This is a genomic window from Streptomyces sp. NRRL WC-3605, from assembly GCF_001509795.1.
In the GTDB taxonomy this organism is placed as follows: domain Bacteria; phylum Actinomycetota; class Actinomycetes; order Streptomycetales; family Streptomycetaceae; genus Streptomyces; species Streptomyces viridochromogenes.
Window position 1 is genome coordinate 124,520 of sequence record NZ_LLZN01000013.1, and the last position, 16,502, is coordinate 141,021.

The 16,502-nt window shown below is 74.3% G+C and carries 16 protein-coding genes; 1 reads left to right on the forward strand and 15 read right to left on the reverse strand.

Annotated elements, in window-relative coordinates; translation table 11 throughout:
• Window positions 1-23: 23 nt before the first annotated feature.
• Window positions 24-992, reverse strand: a complete 969-nt coding sequence (locus tag ADL34_RS04875) for a LysR family transcriptional regulator (protein ID WP_062665278.1) — start codon at window positions 990-992, stop codon at window positions 24-26.
• Window positions 993-1,075: 83 nt separating this feature from the next.
• Here ADL34_RS04875 and ADL34_RS04880 point away from each other — a divergent pair, with 83 nt between their 5' ends.
• A complete protein-coding gene (locus ADL34_RS04880) occupies window positions 1,076-2,380 on the forward strand; it encodes an MFS transporter (protein ID WP_062665280.1) in 1,305 nt (434 codons plus the stop codon).
• A gap of 499 nt (window positions 2,381-2,879) precedes the next feature.
• Here ADL34_RS04880 and ADL34_RS04885 read toward each other — a convergent pair whose 3' ends face one another.
• The 14 genes from ADL34_RS04885 to ADL34_RS04950 form a co-directional block, all read right to left on the reverse strand.
• Window positions 2,880-3,092 (reverse strand): acyl-CoA carboxylase subunit epsilon, encoded by a 213-nt coding sequence (locus ADL34_RS04885; protein ID WP_062739769.1) that lies wholly within the window; start codon window positions 3,090-3,092, stop codon window positions 2,880-2,882.
• Window positions 3,093-3,102: 10 nt separating this feature from the next.
• Window positions 3,103-4,695 carry an acyl-CoA carboxylase subunit beta gene (locus ADL34_RS04890; protein ID WP_062674180.1) on the reverse strand — a complete coding sequence of 531 codons (1,593 nt, stop codon included), beginning with the start codon at window positions 4,693-4,695 and terminating at the stop codon, window positions 3,103-3,105.
• The gene (locus ADL34_RS04895; protein ID WP_063892256.1) at window positions 4,692-5,558 is read right to left on the reverse strand and encodes a 4'-phosphopantetheinyl transferase family protein; all 867 of its coding nucleotides are present in this window, start codon (window positions 5,556-5,558) and stop codon (window positions 4,692-4,694) included. Before ADL34_RS04895 ends, ADL34_RS04890 begins: the two co-directional genes overlap by 4 nt.
• Window positions 5,555-6,862, reverse strand: a complete 1,308-nt coding sequence (locus ADL34_RS04900; RefSeq protein ID WP_062674182.1) for an MFS transporter — start codon at window positions 6,860-6,862, stop codon at window positions 5,555-5,557. The genes ADL34_RS04895 and ADL34_RS04900 overlap by 4 nt, the downstream gene beginning before the upstream one ends.
• Window positions 6,859-7,737 carry an alpha/beta hydrolase gene (locus tag ADL34_RS04905; protein WP_062674184.1) on the reverse strand — a complete coding sequence of 293 codons (879 nt, stop codon included), beginning with the start codon at window positions 7,735-7,737 and terminating at the stop codon, window positions 6,859-6,861. The genes ADL34_RS04900 and ADL34_RS04905 overlap by 4 nt, the downstream gene beginning before the upstream one ends.
• Window positions 7,738-7,741: 4 nt before the next feature.
• Window positions 7,742-9,277 (reverse strand): FAD-dependent monooxygenase, encoded by a 1,536-nt coding sequence (locus tag ADL34_RS04910; RefSeq protein WP_062674186.1) that lies wholly within the window; start codon window positions 9,275-9,277, stop codon window positions 7,742-7,744.
• 42 nt (window positions 9,278-9,319) lie between these two features.
• Window positions 9,320-10,801, reverse strand: a complete 1,482-nt coding sequence (locus ADL34_RS04915) for an FAD-dependent monooxygenase (RefSeq protein WP_062674188.1) — start codon at window positions 10,799-10,801, stop codon at window positions 9,320-9,322.
• A gap of 2 nt (window positions 10,802-10,803) precedes the next feature.
• Window positions 10,804-11,754 (reverse strand): aromatase/cyclase, encoded by a 951-nt coding sequence (locus ADL34_RS04920; protein WP_062674190.1) that lies wholly within the window; start codon window positions 11,752-11,754, stop codon window positions 10,804-10,806.
• A 32-nt stretch (window positions 11,755-11,786) separates the two neighbouring features.
• Complete coding sequence (gene fabG, locus ADL34_RS04925) at window positions 11,787-12,575, reverse strand: 3-oxoacyl-ACP reductase FabG (protein WP_062674192.1); 789 nt, start codon at window positions 12,573-12,575, stop codon at window positions 11,787-11,789.
• 106 nt (window positions 12,576-12,681) lie between these two features.
• Window positions 12,682-12,957 (reverse strand): acyl carrier protein, encoded by a 276-nt coding sequence (locus ADL34_RS04930; protein WP_062674193.1) that lies wholly within the window; start codon window positions 12,955-12,957, stop codon window positions 12,682-12,684.
• Between the two features lie 43 nt (window positions 12,958-13,000).
• Window positions 13,001-14,212, reverse strand: coding sequence for a ketosynthase chain-length factor (locus tag ADL34_RS04935; protein ID WP_062674195.1), 1,212 nt, complete (start codon window positions 14,210-14,212; stop codon window positions 13,001-13,003).
• Window positions 14,209-15,480, reverse strand: coding sequence for a beta-ketoacyl-[acyl-carrier-protein] synthase family protein (locus ADL34_RS04940; RefSeq protein ID WP_062674197.1), 1,272 nt, complete (start codon window positions 15,478-15,480; stop codon window positions 14,209-14,211). Before ADL34_RS04940 ends, ADL34_RS04935 begins: the two co-directional genes overlap by 4 nt.
• Entirely contained in the window at window positions 15,477-15,806 is a 330-nt protein-coding gene (locus ADL34_RS04945; protein WP_062674199.1) for a TcmI family type II polyketide cyclase, read from the reverse strand. The genes ADL34_RS04940 and ADL34_RS04945 overlap by 4 nt, the downstream gene beginning before the upstream one ends.
• Before the next feature lie 229 nt (window positions 15,807-16,035).
• A partial coding sequence (locus ADL34_RS04950) for an acetyl-CoA carboxylase biotin carboxyl carrier protein subunit (RefSeq protein WP_159038889.1) occupies window positions 16,036-16,502 on the reverse strand: 467 nt, incomplete at its 5' end.

Here is a 16,502-nt window from a genome sequence, read left to right on the forward strand (position 1 = left end):
GTTTCGTGGTTGCCACGTGCCAATTAATGGACACCCATGACGCACTCGTCGGTGGCCGGAATCCATCCCTCAGGCGGTCGATTCAGCCACCCTTCCTCCCTTGTGACCTGGGAGGCTGCCCGCCGAAGGGCGATAAGTCCGGGATGTTCGAGACCCCTTCTCCATACAAGTGATACTGGCGACAGTGGGACCGGGTGCGTCAGTGGGCGGAGCACCGTGCCCGGCATCGGGGGGAAGTCGACGACCGCGAGCACCGGGTTCCGCGTCTTCGCCATGAGCCGCTGGAACTCCTCGTCGCCGACGGCCAGCGGCGCGGGGGCGGAGATCGCGATGCCCCGCCCCTCGAAGAGACGGCGCGCGAGGTCGGTCCACTCCGGGGTGCGGGGGTTGCCGGCGCCCGCGTACACCGTCTCGCCGGCCAGAGCGACCAGCGGCACCTCGTCCCGGGCGGCGAGGGGGTGGTCCTCGGGGAGGACGACGGCCATCGGCTCGTAGCGGACCGGCTGGTGGTCGAGGCCGGCCCGCAGCGCCGGGTCGAGGCCGGCGAACCGGCCGAACGAGGCGTCGAGGCGGCCGGCGAGCAGGTCGGCGGCGGCGCCCGTCAGACCGCTCTCGTAGCGGGCCATGAGCTCCAGCTCGGGGGCGAGTTCACGGGCGCGGTGCAGGATCTGGCGGGTGGTGCGCAGGCCGGGCGTGTTCAGGTCCACGAGCAGGGGGCGGGCCTGCCCGAAGGCGGCGAGCAGGTCGTCCTGGGCCTGGAGGGCGCGGCGGGCGTACGGCACGAGCCGCTCGCCGTCGGGGGTGAGGGTGACCTGACGGGTGGTGCGGACGAACAGCTCGGCGCCGAGCTCGCGCTCCAGGCGGCGCACGTCCCGGCTGAGCGCCTGCTGGGCGACGTACAGGCGGGCGGCGGCGCGGGTGAAGTGCAGTTCCTCCGCGACGGCCAGGAAGGCGCGCAGGAGGCGCGGGTCGAGGTGGGCGGGAGCCGGCATGCGCCGAACTTACAACAGGAGTGCGTGAATCCGTGCGGAGCAGGTGTTGGACCCGGTGATCGGCGACCACCGAGGCTGGGCGCATGCCGCGATCGACCACCACAAGTGCCCCTGATGCCGGGGAAGTCCGGAACGTCCCATCGTCCATCGGTGCTGCCGAGGGCCTCCCCCGTGAGCGGACGTCCCGGCCGCCGGGGCCCTACCGGCGGCTGTTCGCCCGGCCGGGCACGCTCGCCTTCACCCTCGCCAACCTGGCGGCCCGGCTGCCCATGGGCATGTTCAGCGTGAGCGCGGTCGTGATGATCGCCGGAACGCGCGGCTCGTACGCCCTCGCCGGGGCCGTCACGGCGACCGGCCTCGCGGCGACCGCCGTGGTCGGCCCCGGGGTAGCACGGCTCGTCGACCGGTACGGGCAGGCCCGGGTCGCCGTGCCGGCCACGCTGCTCGCGGCGCTGGGCAGCCTCGCCCTGCTGCTGTGCGTGCGGTACGAGGCCCCCGCGTGGACGCTGTTCGCCGCGTACGCCGCCACCGCCAGCACGCCCAACACCGGGGGCATGTCCCGCGCGCGGTGGGCCCACCTGCTGAAGGACGACCCCGGCGCCCTGCACACCGCGAACTCCCTCGAACAGTCCGTCGACGAACTGTGCTTCATGCTGGGCCCGGTGCTCGCGGCCTTCCTGTGCGGGACGTTCTTCCCGGAGGCGGGCACGCTCGTCGCCGTGTCGCTGCTCGTGACCGGGGTGCTGGCCTTCGCCGCCCAGCGCTCGACCGAGCCGCCCGCCCAGGGCCCGGCCTCCGCGCCCGGCCCGGCGCCGCTGCGCGCGCCCGGCATGCCCGCGCTGCTGGCCGTCTGCCTCGCCCTGGGCGCGGTGTTCGGTGCGACGGAGGTCGTCACGATCGCGTACGCCGACCAGCAGGGGCAACGGGCCGCGGCGGGCGCGGTGCTGGGACTCCAGGCCGCCGGGTCGTGTGTGGCGGGCCTGGTGTACGGCCGGCTGCGGCTCACCGGCTCCCCCGAGCGCCGCTACCCGTGGTGCGTGGCGGCGATGACCGCGCTGCTGCTCCTGCCGACCCTGGCCGCCCACGGCACCGACTCGCTCGTCGTGCTGGCCGCGGCCCTGCTGCTCGCCGGGATGGCCACCGCCCCCACGATGATCACCAACATGGCCCTGGTGCAACGGCGCACCCCGCCGGGCCGCCTCAACGAGGGGATGACCCTGGCGGTGACGGCCCTGCTCGGCGGCATAGCGTGCGGCAGCGCGGCCGGCGGCTGGACGGTGGAGCACGCGTCCCCGTCCGCCGGGTACGCCGTGCCGGTCGCGGCGGCGGCGACGGCTCTGCTCGTGTCGGTGGGGGCGCGGGTGCTGCGGCGGGGCCGGAGGGCGTAAGGGCGCCCGGCGGCACCGGTGCGACCCGGCGGCCCCGCCCCCGCACCCCGGGACGGCCGGGCGCGGGAACGGGCCGGCGCGGACACCGGCCGGCCCCGGCCGCGGTGGGAACCGGGCGGGGCCGGCGTGGACACCGGTCGGCCCCGGCCGCGGTGGGAACCGGGCGCCGAGGGCGGGGCATCGGAGCCGGAGAGGGCGGACCCGACCGGCTGCCGAGTGCCGGCCCTGGGGGGCCCGAAGGGCTGACCAAGGCGGACCCGACCGGCTGCCGAGTGCCGGCCCTGGGGGCCCGAAGGGCTGACGAGAGCGGACCCGACCGGCTGCCGGGTGCCGGCCCCGGAGGGCCGAAGGGCCTCGGGGGCCGAGGGGCTGACGGCGACCCGGTCGTTCGACGCTCCGCCAGGATCGGCCGGGCTGCCCGGCGGCCACGGTCGCGGGCCGGGTGAGGTGCCGGGTGTCCCGAGGGAGTCCCGGTGGAGGCGGAGCCGCCGTGTGCGGGTCAGATGTGCCAGGCCCGGGGGCTGGTGTAGGGGCGGGTGCGGTCGGGGCGCGTCCGGGCGGCGGGGGCGGGGGGGGGCGGGGCCGGGTCGGGGGCCGGGGTCAGGCGGAGGGTGAGGACCGCGGTGAAGGCGGCCAGTTCCTCGGGGCTCGGGGTGCCGCGCAGGACGCGTACCGAGGTGGCGGCGAGCAGGTCGGCCGGGGTCGGGGTCATGGGGTGCTCCTCACTGGGGCGGGTTGCCGTGCTTGCGGGTGGGCAGCGCCTCGGACTTGGTGGCGAGCATCGTCAGCGCGCGGCTGAGGGCGTGCCGGGTCTCGCGGGGGTCGATCACGTCGTCGACGAGGCCGCGCTCGGCCGCGTAGTAGGGGTGGACGAGCTCGCTGCGGTACTCCTCGATCTTGCGGCGGCGCATCGCCTCGGGGTCGTCGGCGGCGGCGATCTCGCGGCGGAAGACCACGTTGGCGGCGCCCTCGGCGCCCATCACGGCGATCTCGTTGGTGGGCCAGGCCAGGGCGACGTCGGCGCCGATGGACCGGGAGTCCATGACGATGTAGGCGCCGCCGTACGCCTTGCGCAGGACGACGGAGACCCGGGGCACGGTGGCGTTGCAGTACGCGTACAGGAGTTTCGCGCCGCGCCGGATGATGCCCTCGTGCTCCTGGTCGACGCCGGGGAGGAAGCCGGGCACGTCGACGAGGGTGACCAGCGGGATGTTGAAGGCGTCGCAGAACTGGACGAACCGGGCGCCCTTCTCGCTGGCCTTGATGTCGAGGACGCCGGCCATGGACGCGGGCTGGTTGGCGACGATGCCGACGACGTGCCCGTCGATCCGGGCGAGCGTGCACACGAGGTTGGTGGCGAACGCGGCGTGCACCTCCAGGTGGTCGCCGTCGTCGACGATCTCCTCGACCACCTTGCGGATGTCGTAGGAGCGGTTGCCGTCGGCGGGGACCAGGTCGAGCAGGGCGTCGCCGGGGCGGTCCGCCGGGTCCCGGGTGGGGTGGGCGGGCGGGAGTTCGCGGTTGTTGGAGGGGAGCAGGGTCAGCAGATAGCGGACCTCCTCCAGGCAGGTGCGCTCGTCGTCGTAGACGAAGTGGGCCACGCCGGAGGTGCCGCCGTGGACGTCGGCGCCGCCGAGGCCGTTCTGCGTGATCTCCTCCCCCGTCACCGCCTTCACCACGTCGGGGCCGGTGATGAACATCTGGGAGATGTCCCGGACCGCGAACACGAAGTCGGTGAGCGCCGGGCTGTACGCGGCGCCGCCCGCGCACGGGCCGAGCATCACGCTGATCTGCGGGATCACCCCGGACGCCTTGGTGTTGCGCCGGAAGATGCCGCCGTACCCGGCGAGGGCGGAGACACCCTCCTGGATGCGGGCGCCCGCGCCGTCGTTGAGCGACACGAGCGGGGCGCCGGCCGCGATGGCGAGGTCCATCAGTTTGTGGATCTTCTGCGCGTGGGCCTCGCCGAGCGCGCCGCCGAAGATGCGGAAGTCATGGGCGTACACGAAGACCGTGCGGCCCTCGACCGTGCCCCAGCCGGTGATCACGCCGTCGGTGTACGGCCGTTTGGCCTCCAGTCCGAACCCCTGCGCGCGGTGCCGGCGCAGGGTCTCCACCTCGGTGAACGAGCCGGGGTCCAGGAGCAGTTCGATGCGTTCGCGGGCGGTCAGCTTGCCCTTGGCGTGCTGGCGTTCGGTGGCCCTCGGGTCGGGGCCGCCGCGGGCGATCTCCTTGATGGCCGCCAGTTCGGAGAACCGGTCCGCCTCGGGGGCGTCGGTGTCGGGCAGGAGCGTCTCGGGATCGACGACGGTCATGATGCCTGGGCCCTTTCCTTCCTGTTCCTGGTGTCGATGAGGTCGTGCGGGCGGACGGACGACGGGTCGTGGGCGCGCAGCACGGTGCGCAGTCCCGGTTCGACGGCGTGGATGCGGTCCACGGCGTCCCGGGCGTGCAGCCAGTCGGCGGGCACCGGGTGCAGCGCGGCCCGCCGGTCGCCGGCGCCGGCCAGCGCGGCGGCGCCGACATGGCCCTCGCACAACGGGATGTTGCGCACCGTCCAGCCGGCCGGGCGCCAGGACTCGGCGCCCTCGCCGAGGTAGTCGAGGTCGGCGGCGCGGGCGAGCCCGGTGCCGAGCCCCTTCAGGTACGCCTCCTTGCGGGACCACAGCCGGGCGAAGGCGGTCGGCCGCCGCTCGGGTGGGACGCGGGCGATCTCCTGGCGCTCGGCCGGGTGCAGCAGGGGCAGGCAGGCGTCGACGGTCGCGGGCGACGGCAGCGCCTGCACGTCGACACCGACCCGGGTGCGGGCGACGGCGACCAGGGCGAGCCCGTGGCTGTGGGAGAGGGAGAACTCGGGGGCGCCCGGCACGTCGACGAGGACGGGCCGGCCGTGCCGTTCCCCGCACTCCTCACACCACTCACGGCCGATGACCAGCCGCCGGGGCGCGACGCCGGTGTAGACGGACAGCACCCGGCGCAGGCCCACGTGGGCGGCGACGTACATCTGCCGGTCGGCGTACCGACGATAGGCGGCGGCGCGCCGGCGCTCGTCCTCGTCGAGTTCGATGACGGGCGCGTCGCGCGGTGAGGCCGGCGCCGGCAGCAGCCACAGGTGCAGGTCGGACGGGCCGAGCTGCCGGGCGCCGGGGGCGGGGTGCGGGGCGGAGAGGTGGTTCACGGGCGGCTCCCGGTCCGGGTGGTGGGGTGGGTCGTCCGCTCGGTCCCGGCGGTACCGGCGTCGTGCGCGCCGCGGCGGTCGGCGGCCGCCGCCACGAGCGCGGCCGCCAGGGAGATCAGTCCCCCCGCCCACAGCGCGGCGCGGGTGCCCAGGTACTGGGTGACGGCGCCGACGAACAGGGCGCCGAGCGGGGCGGTGCCTTGCAGGATCAGGGTGTAGAGGGCCATGACGCGGCCCCGGTAGGCGGGGTCGCTGCCCAGCTGGACGCGGTGGTTGGCGGCCTGCGCGAAGTACAGGGACGCGAAGCCGGTCGGGACGAGCAGGAGCAGGGCGACCGTCAGGTTCGGCGCCCAGCCGGTGGCCGCGGCCAGCGCGCCGAAGGCGCAGGCCCAGCCGATGACGAGCCGGGCCGGCGGGCGGCCCCGGCGCAGGGTGCTGGTGAACGCGGCCAGCAGGGACCCGGCGGCGAGCGCGGCGGTGAGCAGGCCGAACGCGGCGGCGTCGGTGTGGAAGACGGTCCGGGCCATGAGCGGCAGGGTCAGCTGCAGGTTGAGGCCGAACAGGGAGACGGCGGCGAGCAGGGCCAAGGTGGCCACCAGGTCGGGCCGGGACCGCAGATGGGCCAGGCCCTCCACGACCCGGGCGTCGCGGGCGGCGGGCCGCTCGGGCCGGTGCAGTTCGCCGGGCCGCATGGCGCGCAGCCCGGCGACGGTCGCCGCGTAGCTGGCCGCGTTGAGGAGCATCACGGTGCCGGTGCCGGCGGCCTCGATCAGCAGCCCGGCGAGCGAGGGGCCGAGGACCCGCGCGATGTTGAAGTAGGCGCCGCTGAGCGCGGAGGCGTTGGGCACCAGCTCCGGCCCGACGAGCTCGGCGATGAAGGACAGCCGGGCGGGCACCTCGACGGCGTTGGCGACGCCGAGGGCCAGGGCGAACGCGTACACGTGTCCCAGCCGGGCGGCGCCGCCGGTGGCCAGCAGGCCGAGCAGCAGCGCGAGCAGCCCGGAGGCGATGTTGGCCCCGGTCAGCAGCGCCCGCTTGTCGTACCGGTCGGCGATCCGGCCGCCGTACAGGGTGAGCAGGAGCATCGGCGTGAACTGGAGCGCGGTGACCGTCGCGAGGGCGGTGCCGGAGTCGCCGGTGAGGTCGAGGACCAGCCAGTCCTGGGCGACGACCATCATCCAGGTGCCGGTCACGGAGGCGATCTGCCCGCCGGCGAAGAGCCGGAAGTTGCGCACGCCCAGCGAGCGCGTCCCGGTGGCCAGCAGTCCTCTCGGCCCCCGTTTCCCGGTGGCGGACCCGGTCATGGACCGTCCCGTTCGGGCAGGCACTCCTCGAAGAAGGCGAGGGCGCGCAGGTGGTAGGCGCGGGCGGTGCGGCCCAGGCTGATGTTGTGCCCGGCGTCGGGCTGCCGGTCGACGACCACGCGCGGGGCGGAGCTGAGCCGGGCGCGCAGGTCGTCGAGGGCGTCGGCGTCGTGCCGCCACCACAGTTCGTGCTCGGCGAACGTCAGCCGTACGGGGACGCGCACGCGCGGGGCGAGCGCGTCGAAGACGTCGGGCCAGGCGGACGCGGCCCGCAGCTCCCGTTCGGGCACCGGGCGGACGAAGTCGGCGCTGTGCCGGAAGGTGGCCGGCGGGTACAGCGCGAGCCGGCCCCAGTTGTGCTTCCAGCGGGCCCGGTCGGTGCCGGTGAGCAGTTCCTCGGAGCGCGGGGCGTAGCGGTGCCCGCAGCCGGAGACGTCCAGGCCCAGCAGTCCCGGCGGCGGGGTCTCGGCGGCCAGCGTCAGGGCGAGTTTGCCGCCGAAGGAGTGCGCGAGCAGGAACGTTCCGACGCCGGTGTCGTACCCGGCGCGGAAGTCGTCGAGCGCGGCCCCCAGGACGCGGGCCTGCCCGGCGAGGTCCAGGCCGTCGGGGAACCCGGCGGCGGAGTCGCCGTAGCCGGGCCGGTCGACGGCGAGGACCTGGAAGCCCAGGTGCGCGCCCAGCGCGCACAGGGAGGCGTCGGGCTGGGCCCCGCCGTCGAAGTACCCCGCGCTCATCCCGGCCCCGTGCAGCGCGACCACGGTGGCACGCGGCGGCGTGTCCGGGGGCGCGCTCAGCAGGGCGGACAGGGTGGGCCCGGCGGCGTTCAGGGTGATCCGCCGTACGCGAGGGCCGACGGACAGGGACGCGGTGGTCATGGCGCTACGCCACCTCCGGGCTGCCGAACCAGTGGTGCAGGGCCTCGACGAGGCGGTCGACGCCGGCGGTCACGTCGTCGCGCTCGGTGCCGCCGGCCGCCCAGGCCACGTGTCCGTCGGGGCGGACGAGGAGGGCGGTGGCCCCGGCGAAGGCGTCGGGGTTCTCGGGGCGGGCGGTGACCACGGTGACGGTGTCGCTCCAGGGGGCCGCGGTCTCGCGCGGGGCGGGGTCGCCGACCAGGTCGAGCAGGACGCCGCGGGCCGGGTGGAGCAGGTCGGCGGTGCCGGTGCGGGTGCCGTCGGGCAGCTCCAGCGGGCGCGGGGGGAGGCGGCGGCCGAGCAGGGGGTGGGTTCCGGGGCCGAGGTCGTAGGTGACGTCGAGGTGGCTGACGATGCCGGCGAGCCGGCGGCGGACGTCCTCCAGTTCCATCAGCTCGCCGAAGACGGCGCGGACGGGGTCGGCCTCGGGGCCGCCGAGGAAGATCATGCCCTGGGCGCGGGTGTTCATCAGCAGGCGGGCGCCGACCGGGTGCCGTTCGTCGTGGTACGTGTCGAGCAGGGTGTCGGGCATGGCGCCACGGGCCACCGCGGCCAGCTTCCAGCCCAGGTTGACGGCGTCCTGGACACCGGTGCTGAGCCCTTGTCCGCCGGCTGGAAGGTGGACGTGCGCGGCGTCCCCGGCGAGCAGGACACGGCCCTTGCGGTAGGCGGAGGCCTGCCGGGTGGCGTCGGTGAAGGAGCTGACCCAGTCGGCGCCGCCGCCCGCCAGGGACTCGCCGGTGATGCGTTCCCAGGCGGCGGCGACCTCCTCGAACTCCACGGTCTGCGGGCGGTCCCCCGCGGGGGTGCCGTCCTCGCAGACGATGATGCGGTCGACGCCGGGCGCGAGCGGCGCGGCCATCACCATGCCGTGCTCCAGCCGCTCGCCCAGGAAGCGGGGGCGGATGGCGCAGCCGGTGACGTCGGCCAGGTACATCCGGCGGGTGGCGGGCAGTCCGGGGAAGCCGATGCCGGCGGCCCGGCGCACGACGCTCTGGCCGCCGTCGCAGCCGACCAGGTAGGCGCCGCGCAGCCGCTGTTCGCCGTCGGGGGTGGCGGCGACGATCTCGACGCCGTTGCCGTCCTCGGACAGCTTGGTCAGCTCCCAGCCCCGGCGGATGTCGGCGCCCAGTTCACCGGCCCACTCCTCCAGGACGGCCTCGGTCTGCGACTGGGGGACGCCCCGCGCGCCGAAGTGGGCGTCCTGGAGGACGGTGTAGTCGAACTGGATGCCGCCGAAGTGGCCCATCGGGCTCTTCTCCAGCGTTCCGAAGCGCGGGAGCAGGCCCCGCTGGTCGAACACCTCCATGGCGCGGGCGGTGAAGCCGAGCCCCCGGGACTGCCCGGTCGGCTGGGCGAGCTTCTCCACGACCACGACCCGGGCTCCGCCCAGCCGCAGTTCTCCGGCCAGCATGAGGCCGGTCGGCCCCGCACCGACGACGATCACATCCGTGTCCACAGTGCTTCCCTCTCTGCACGTCGCCCGAATCGATAGGAACATGTACGACTTGCTCTGACCTGCGGTGTTCGGCCTCGCGTGGGATCACAGCCCGGGGTCCGGCCGCCCGAACCAGTGCCGGATCGCCGCCGTGGCCGCCCACGGGTCCGCGCCCGCCCAGGCGACATGGCCGTCCGGGCGTACCAGCAGTCCTTCGGCGCCGTGCAGGGGCGCGTCCGCGCCGGCCCGTACCGCCACCGGGGTGACGCGGTCGGCCCAGATCTTGCCGAGCCAGCGCAGCTCCGCCCGGGCCGAGTCGGCGACCAGCAGCAGCCCGCGCCCGTCCCGCAGCGCCTCGGCGACCCCGACCGGGCCGTCCGGGGTGGGGAGCGTGCCGAGCGGCAGCCGGGCGCCGAGCAGGGGGTGGGTGGCGCCGCCCACCGGGTAGCGGATGTCGAGCCCGGTGATCATCGCCGCGAGGTGGTCCCGGGTGGGGCCCGCTTCGATGAGTTCGGCGAGCAGGGCGCGGGCCGGTTCCACCTCGGGCCCGCCGAGCAGCAGCTGCGCCTGGGCGCGGATGTTGGCGAGCACCCGGCGCCCGACGGCGTGCCGTTCGTCGTGGTAGGTGTCGAGCAGCCCGTCGGAGGCCCGGCCGCGGGTCACCGCGGCGAGCTTCCAGCCCAGGTTGGCCGCGTCCTGCAGGCCGAGGTTGAGTGCCTGGCCGCCGCTGGGCATCTGCCGGTGCGCGGCGTCCCCGGCGAACAGCACCCGGCCGTGCCGGTAGCGCTCCAGCTGCTGGTTGGCGTCGCCGAACGCGTTGAGCCACACCGGCCGCCCGCCGCTCAGGTCCTCCCCGGTGACCCGCCGCCAGACGTCGACGACCTCGGCGAACGCGGGCGGTCCGGTGCGCGGCCGGGCGGGCCGGCCGAAGGCGTGCACCATGACCCGGGTGGTGCCGCCGGGCATCCTGGCGGCGATCGCGAGCCCGTGCTCCCGGCGTTCGAAGCGCCGGCTCGGGATGTCGACGCCGGCGATGTCGGCCCGCAGCAGCTCGCGGCCCGCCGGGGAGCCCGGGAAGGCCGCCCCGGTCAGGGCGCGTACGGTGCTGTCCTCGCCGTCGCAGGCGACGACGTACGCCGCCCGCAGCCGCCGTTCACCGTCGGGGGCCGCCACCGTCAGCTCCACATGCGCGTCCGACTGGTCGAGTCCGGTGACCTCCCAGCCGCGCCGGACGTCGGCGCCGAGGGCGCGGGCCCAGTCCTGGAGCAGCTCCTCGGTCCGGGTCTGCGGCACCTTCCACTGGCCCGCGTACGGACCGGGCACCGTCAGGTCCATGGGGACGCCGCCGAAGTGGCCGCGCGGCTCCCTGGGCGGGTCGCCGAGCGCGTCCAGCAGGCCCCGGCAGTCGAACAGCTCGGCCGTGCGGGCGTGCAGCGTGGAGGCACGGGACTCCGTGGTGGGGGTGCGCAGCCGTTCGAGGACGACGACGTCGGCGCCGCCCAGGCGCAGCTCCCCGGCGAGGAACAGGCCGACGGGGCCCGCCCCCACCACGACGACCCGGCCGGCTCCGGAGGTGTCGGTGGCCATGGTCAGCGGCTCTTCTCCGCGTGGTCCCGGGCGTGGCCCAGCGTGGCCCGGCTGTTGGTGCTCAGCGCGCCCTGGACGTACTCGCGGGCGTCCTCCACGGTCGCGTCGGGGCCGAGGATCCGCTGGATGTTGTCGGGGTTCAGCACGACCGTGTGCTGGGAGGTCGCGGCGACCCCGCGCGGGTACTCCTCGAACGTCCACAGGCCGGTGTGGAGGGTCATCAGCGCCGGAAGCGTCACCTGCTTGTAGGCGATCGCGCGGTGCGGGAACGTCACCCGGTACGACTTGGTGGTGTGCGTCGAGCCGTCCTTGGCCCGGGTGTCCATCTCCAGCACCTGCAGGCCGGGCGCGGGCTCCTCGAAGCGGACGCGGGCCACGTGCGGCAGCCGGTCGACCCAGCGGTCGGCCTGGTCGATGAAGTCGTAGACGTCCTTGGCCGCGCCCTCGATGAGCACGGTGTCCTCGAAGGAGAACGTCAGCTCGCGGGTGGCGTGGGCCCGTTCGACGTTCTCCTTCAGGGCGGCCAGCTCGGAGCGGGAGTTGCGGTCGACGGCCTCGTCGATCCAGGCCAGACCCTCGGGGTCGTCGTCGACGGCCCGGTAGTCGTGCAGCAGCCGCACCAGCGACCCGCCGCCGGGGAGTTCCTCGATGACCCAGGCGCCGCCCATCGCGGCGACGGGGGGCGCGGAGACCTCCTGGCGGAAGGTGATCCGGCGGTTGTCCGGGTCCAGGGTGCGGCGCGAGGTCCAGCTCTTGGGGGCGCCGTTGGCGGTGGCCCAGATGCGGATGCGCTCCTCGCGCCCGCCCTTCTCCAGGTGGTCCACGTGGATGGTGGGCGGGAAGATCCGCGGCCAGTTCTCCACCTCCGCGATCAGCCGGTAGACGGCGTCGGCGGGGGCCGAGACGGTGATCTCGTGCGCCACCTCGCGGGTCGTCGCGTTCGTCGTGGTCACGTCCTCGTCCTCTTCTTCTCGGGGGGCGGGGGTCAGAAGTTGCCGAGGCCACCGCAGACGTTGATCGCCTGGGAGGTGACGGAGGCGGCGGTGTCGGAGGCGAGGTAGCCGACCATGCCGGCGACCTCCTGCGGGGTGGAGTAGCGGCCGAGCGGGATCTTGGCCTGGAACTTCTCGAGGATCGCGTCCTCGCTGGTGCCGTAGGCGTCGGCGTAGCCCTGGCGGACCCGCTGGGCCATGGGGGTCTCGACATAGCCGGGGCAGACGGCGTTGACGGTGACCCCGGTGGGCGCGAGCTCGTTGCCGAGCGCCTTGGTGAAGCCGACGACGCCGTGCTTGGAGGCGGAGTAGGGGGCGCCGAGGACGACGCCCTGTTTGCCGGCCGTGGAGGCGATGTTGATGATCCGGCCCCAGCCGCGGTCGCGCATGCCGCCGGTGGTGAGGACCTCGCGGGTCATCCGGAAGACGCTGTTGAGGTTGGTGTCGATGACGTCGTCCCACAGCTCGTCCGCGAGGTCGGCGGTGACGCCGCCGCCGCTGCGGCCTGCGTTGTTGACGAGGACGTCGACGCCGCCGAACCGGTCCACGGCGGCCTGCACGAAGGCGCGGACCGCGTCCCGGGAGCGGACGTCCACGGCGGCGCCGTCGGCCTCGATGCCCTCCTCCTGGAGCTGTTTGACCGTCGCGGCCACGTTGTCGGCGTCGCGGGCTCCGATGAACACCCGGTGCCCGGCGGAGCCCAGCTGCCGGGCGGCCGCCAGTCCGATGCCACTGGTGGCCCCGGTGATCAGTGCGACCCGCTGCGTCTGCTGCTGCGGCATGTCTCTTCCAACTCCTTTTGCGGTCATGGCTACGAGGGAATGCGCCGCCGTCGGCCGAAGGGGTGCCGACGGCGGCGGATCGGGGAGTGCCGGGTGCCGGGGAGGATCAGGCGGCGGCCTGCGTCCCGCTCCCCAGCTGCCCGTTGACCGCGTCGATCAGGGCGCGCGGCGTGTTGGACTCGGACAGGACGTCGTCGTCGAGGGTGATGCCGTACTCGCGCTCGATCCGGCCGCCGGTCTCGAGGAGGGCCAGCGACTCGTAGCCGAGGTGCTCGAAGTCGGCGTCGAGGATGTCGCCGTCGAGGTCGACGGTCTCCTCGGCGCCGGCGCCCTCGATGAGGATGCGCTTGAGGTCGTCGAGGGTGAACTGCTGTGTGGACACGTGGGGTTCCTCTCGTTCGTTCGCTTGGGTCGTGGCGGGTCGTTCAGGCGGACGCCCGGACGATCGCCGCCGAGTTGAAGCCGCCGTGGCCGCGGGCCAGGACCAGCGCCGAGCGCAGTCCGGCCTCGCGCGGGCGGTCGGTCACCAGGTCGAGGGTGTGCTCGGGCCACGGCGTGACGTGCACCGTCGGCGGGATCACCCCGTCGCGCAGGGACAGCAGCGCGGTGGCCAGGTCCAGGGGGGCCGCACCCGAGTACAGGCGGCCTGTCATGGTCTTCGGCGCGGTCACCGGGACGCCGTTCGGGCCGAACACCGTGGTGATCGCCTCCGACTCCACCCGGTCCAGCTCGGGGTCGGCGGCGGCGTCGCAGAACACGACGTCGATCTCGCCGGGCTCCATCCGGGCGTCGGCCAGTGCGAGTTCGATCGCCCGGCGCAGCCCCGGCGGGCGCCCGCTGCCCGGCGCCGGGTCGAAGGTGGCGGCGTACCCGGCGACCTCGCCGTAGATCCGCGCGTCGCGGGAGCGCGCCGACTCCTCGGACTCCAGGACGAGCAGCGCGCCGCCCTCGCCGGGGACGTAGCCGTCGGCGGCCGCGTCGAACGGCAGGTACGCCTGGGCCGGCTCGTCCCGGGTGGTCAGCCGCTGCGCGGCGAGCTGGGCGACCCAGCCCCACGGGCAGATGGAGGCGTCCACGGCCCCGGAGACGACGACGGCCGTGCCCTTGCGGATCTGCCGGCGGGCCTGCGCGACCGCGTCCAGACCGCCGGCCTGGTCGCTGACGACCACGCTGCTGGGGCCCTTCATGCCGTGCCGGATGGAGATCTGTCCGCTGTTGACGGCGTAGAACCAGGCGAAGGACTGGTACGCGCTGACGTACTGGCTGCCCCGGCTCCACAGCGCCTGCAGCTCGCCCTGCCCGAACTCGAAGCCGCCCGACGAGCTCGCGGTGACCACGCCCATGCTGGAGTCGGGCAGGTCCTGCGGCCGTATCCCGGCGTCCTCCAGCGCCCAGTCGGCGGCGACCAGCGCGAGGCGGGTCATCCGGTCGGTCTGCGGCAGCAGGCGGCTGGGCAGATGCTCCTCGGCCGCGAAGCCGGGTATCTCCCCGGCCAGCCGGGCCGGGTACTGGGAGGGGTCGAAGCGGGTGATCCGCCCGATGCCGCTCTTCCCGGCGAGGGTCGCCGCCCAGTAGTCCTGGACGCCCAGGCCGTTGGGTGCCGTGACGCCGAGGCCCGTCACCACCACCGCGCTCATGCCATGCTCCTCTCGGGACGGGCGAGCACCATCGCGCTCTGGAAGCCGCCGAACCCGCTGCCGACCGTCAGCACCGCGTCGGTCAGCTGCTCGCGGGCGGTGACCGGCACGTAGTCGAGGTCGCACTCGGGGTCCGGGGTGTGCAGGTTCGCGGTCGGCGGGACCACGTGGTGCTCCATGGCCAGGGCCGAGGCGGCGATCTCGATGGAACCGATCGCGCCGAGCGAGTGGCCCACCATCGACTTGATGGAGCTGACCGGGGTCCGGTAGGCGTGCTCGCCGAGGCTCTTCTTGAAGGCGGCCGTCTCGTGCCGGTCGTTCTGCTTGGTGCCGGAGCCGTGCGCGTTGATGTAGTCGATCTGGTCGACGTTCATCCGGGCCTCGTCCAGCGCCACCGTGATGGCCTCCGCCATCTCCGCGCCGTCCGGCCGCAGACCGGTCATGTGGTACGCGTTGCTGCGGGTGGCGTAGCCCGCGATCTCGGCGTAGACGTGGGCCCCGCGACGCCGGGCGCTCTCCAGCTCCTCCAGGACGAACACGGCACAGCCCTCGCCGAGCACGAACCCGTTGCGGGTGCCGTCGAACGGCCGGGACGCCTGCTCGGGGTCCTCCCTGCGCGGGGTCGTCGCCTTGATGGCGTCGAAGCAGGCCATGGTGATCGGGGAGATCGGCGCGTCCGACGAGCCGGCGATCATCACGTCCGCCGAGCCCTCCCGGATCAGCTCGACGGCGTAGCCGACCGAGTCGATGCCGGACGTGCAGCCCGTGGACACCACGGTGTTGGGGCCCTCGGCGCCGACCGTCCAGGCGACCTCGGCCGAGAAGGAGCTCGGGACGAGGTAGTTGTACAGGTGCGGTACGGCGTAGGCGTGGTCCACCAGGTGCAGCCGGCCGCCGTCGCTGACGGTCCGGTACTCCTCGTCGAGACCGGTCGTGGCGCCGACCGCGCTGCCGATGGTGACGCCCACCCGGTGCGGCTCGTGGGCCGCGAGGTCGATGCCGCTGTCCTCGACCGCGCCGCGTGCCGCGACCACCGCGAACTGGGCGGCCCGGTCCATCCGGCGGATCTCCTGCGGGGTGAGGCCGTGCCGCTCCGGGTCGAAGTCCATCTCCGCCGCGACCTGGGACCGGAACGGGCTCGGGTCGAAGAAGGTGATCCCGCGGGTGGCGGTCCGGCCCTCGCTCAGCATGTCCCAGAAGCCGTCCTTGCCGACGCCGCCGGGGGCGAGCACCTCGATCCCGGTGATGACGACACGACGACCGCTCATCGGGTCGCCTCCCAGGAGTAGAAGCGCTGGGCCATGGCGTCGGCGGGCGACCGCCAGGTGGCCGGGTCGTACGCCTCGATGAAGGGCTTCAGGTCCTCGCTGATGCGCACGAAACGCTCGTCGGACTTGGCCTTCTCGATCAGCTCGCCGCCGTTGTCGGCGTCGAAGTCCTGGAGGTGGAAATACAGCCCCCGGTACTGGAAGAGCTGACGACGCCGGGTGCCCATCAGATGCGGCATCTCGGTCTCGTCGAACGCGCCGAACAGCTTGGCGACATCGACCGCGGAGCCCGGTTCCATCCGGGCCACGATCAAAGTGCTGTGCATGAGCTCTCCTTGGAAAAGGGTGAGGGAAAAAGGCAGGCGTGCGGGTGGGCGAAAAGGCCCCGCGCCCGGGAAAAGGGAGCGTGCTTTCGTCAGTCGATGCCCCGGCAGATGTGCGGCTGTTCGCTGTCGTTCTCGTCGTCCTCGCCGGCCAGGAGCCACGCCGGCGGCTGGGGAGCGGGCGGCTCGCGCCCGTCGTCGTGTGTCACGGTTCGCACCTCCTCGGACGTCCTCAGTCCTTGATCTCGCAGATCGGTGCGCCGGAGGTGAGGGAGGCGCCCACCTCGGCGGTCAGGTCCTTGACGGTGCCGGACCGGTGCGCGGTGAGGGGCTGCTCCATCTTCATGGCCTCCAGGACGACGATCAGGTCGCCCTCCGCGACCTTCTGGCCCTCCTCGACCGCGACCTTGACGATCGTGCCCTGCATCGGGGAGGCGAGGGTGTCGCCGGAGGCGGCGGGGCCCGAGGTCCGCGCCGCGCGGCGCTTCGGGCGGGCCCCGGCTTCGAGGCCGGTGCGGGCGAGGGCCATCCCGAGGGACGCGGGCAGCGACACCTCCAGGCGCCGCCCGCCGACCTCGACCACCACGGTGTCCCGTCCCGCCTCGTCGGTGCCGGTGTCGGTGGGGGCGGTGAAGGGCTTGATGTCGTTGACGAACTCGGTCTCGATCCACCGGGTGTGGACCGTGAACGGGTCCGCCG

Bases quoted from the DNA above. Each gene is read 5' to 3' on its own strand.
- ADL34_RS04875 (WP_062665278.1), bottom strand. From the start codon at position 992: ATGCCGGCTCCCGCCCACCTCGACCCGCGCCTCCTGCGCGCCTTCCTG.
- ADL34_RS04880 (WP_062665280.1), top strand. From the start codon at position 1,076: ATGCCGCGATCGACCACCACAAGTGCCCCTGATGCCGGGGAAGTCCGG.
- ADL34_RS04885 (WP_062739769.1), bottom strand. From the start codon at position 3,092: ATGACCCCGACCCCGGCCGACCTGCTCGCCGCCACCTCGGTACGCGTC.
- ADL34_RS04890 (WP_062674180.1), bottom strand. From the start codon at position 4,695: ATGACCGTCGTCGATCCCGAGACGCTCCTGCCCGACACCGACGCCCCC.
- ADL34_RS04900 (WP_062674182.1), bottom strand. From the start codon at position 6,862: ATGACCGGGTCCGCCACCGGGAAACGGGGGCCGAGAGGACTGCTGGCC.
- ADL34_RS04905 (WP_062674184.1), bottom strand. From the start codon at position 7,737: ATGACCACCGCGTCCCTGTCCGTCGGCCCTCGCGTACGGCGGATCACC.
- ADL34_RS04910 (WP_062674186.1), bottom strand. From the start codon at position 9,277: ATGTTCCTATCGATTCGGGCGACGTGCAGAGAGGGAAGCACTGTGGAC.
- ADL34_RS04915 (WP_062674188.1), bottom strand. From the start codon at position 10,801: ATGGCCACCGACACCTCCGGAGCCGGCCGGGTCGTCGTGGTGGGGGCG.
- fabG (WP_062674192.1), bottom strand. From the start codon at position 12,575: ATGCCGCAGCAGCAGACGCAGCGGGTCGCACTGATCACCGGGGCCACC.
- ADL34_RS04935 (WP_062674195.1), bottom strand. From the start codon at position 14,212: ATGAGCGCGGTGGTGGTGACGGGCCTCGGCGTCACGGCACCCAACGGC.
- ADL34_RS04940 (WP_062674197.1), bottom strand. From the start codon at position 15,480: ATGAGCGGTCGTCGTGTCGTCATCACCGGGATCGAGGTGCTCGCCCCC.
- ADL34_RS04945 (WP_062674199.1), bottom strand. From the start codon at position 15,806: ATGCACAGCACTTTGATCGTGGCCCGGATGGAACCGGGCTCCGCGGTC.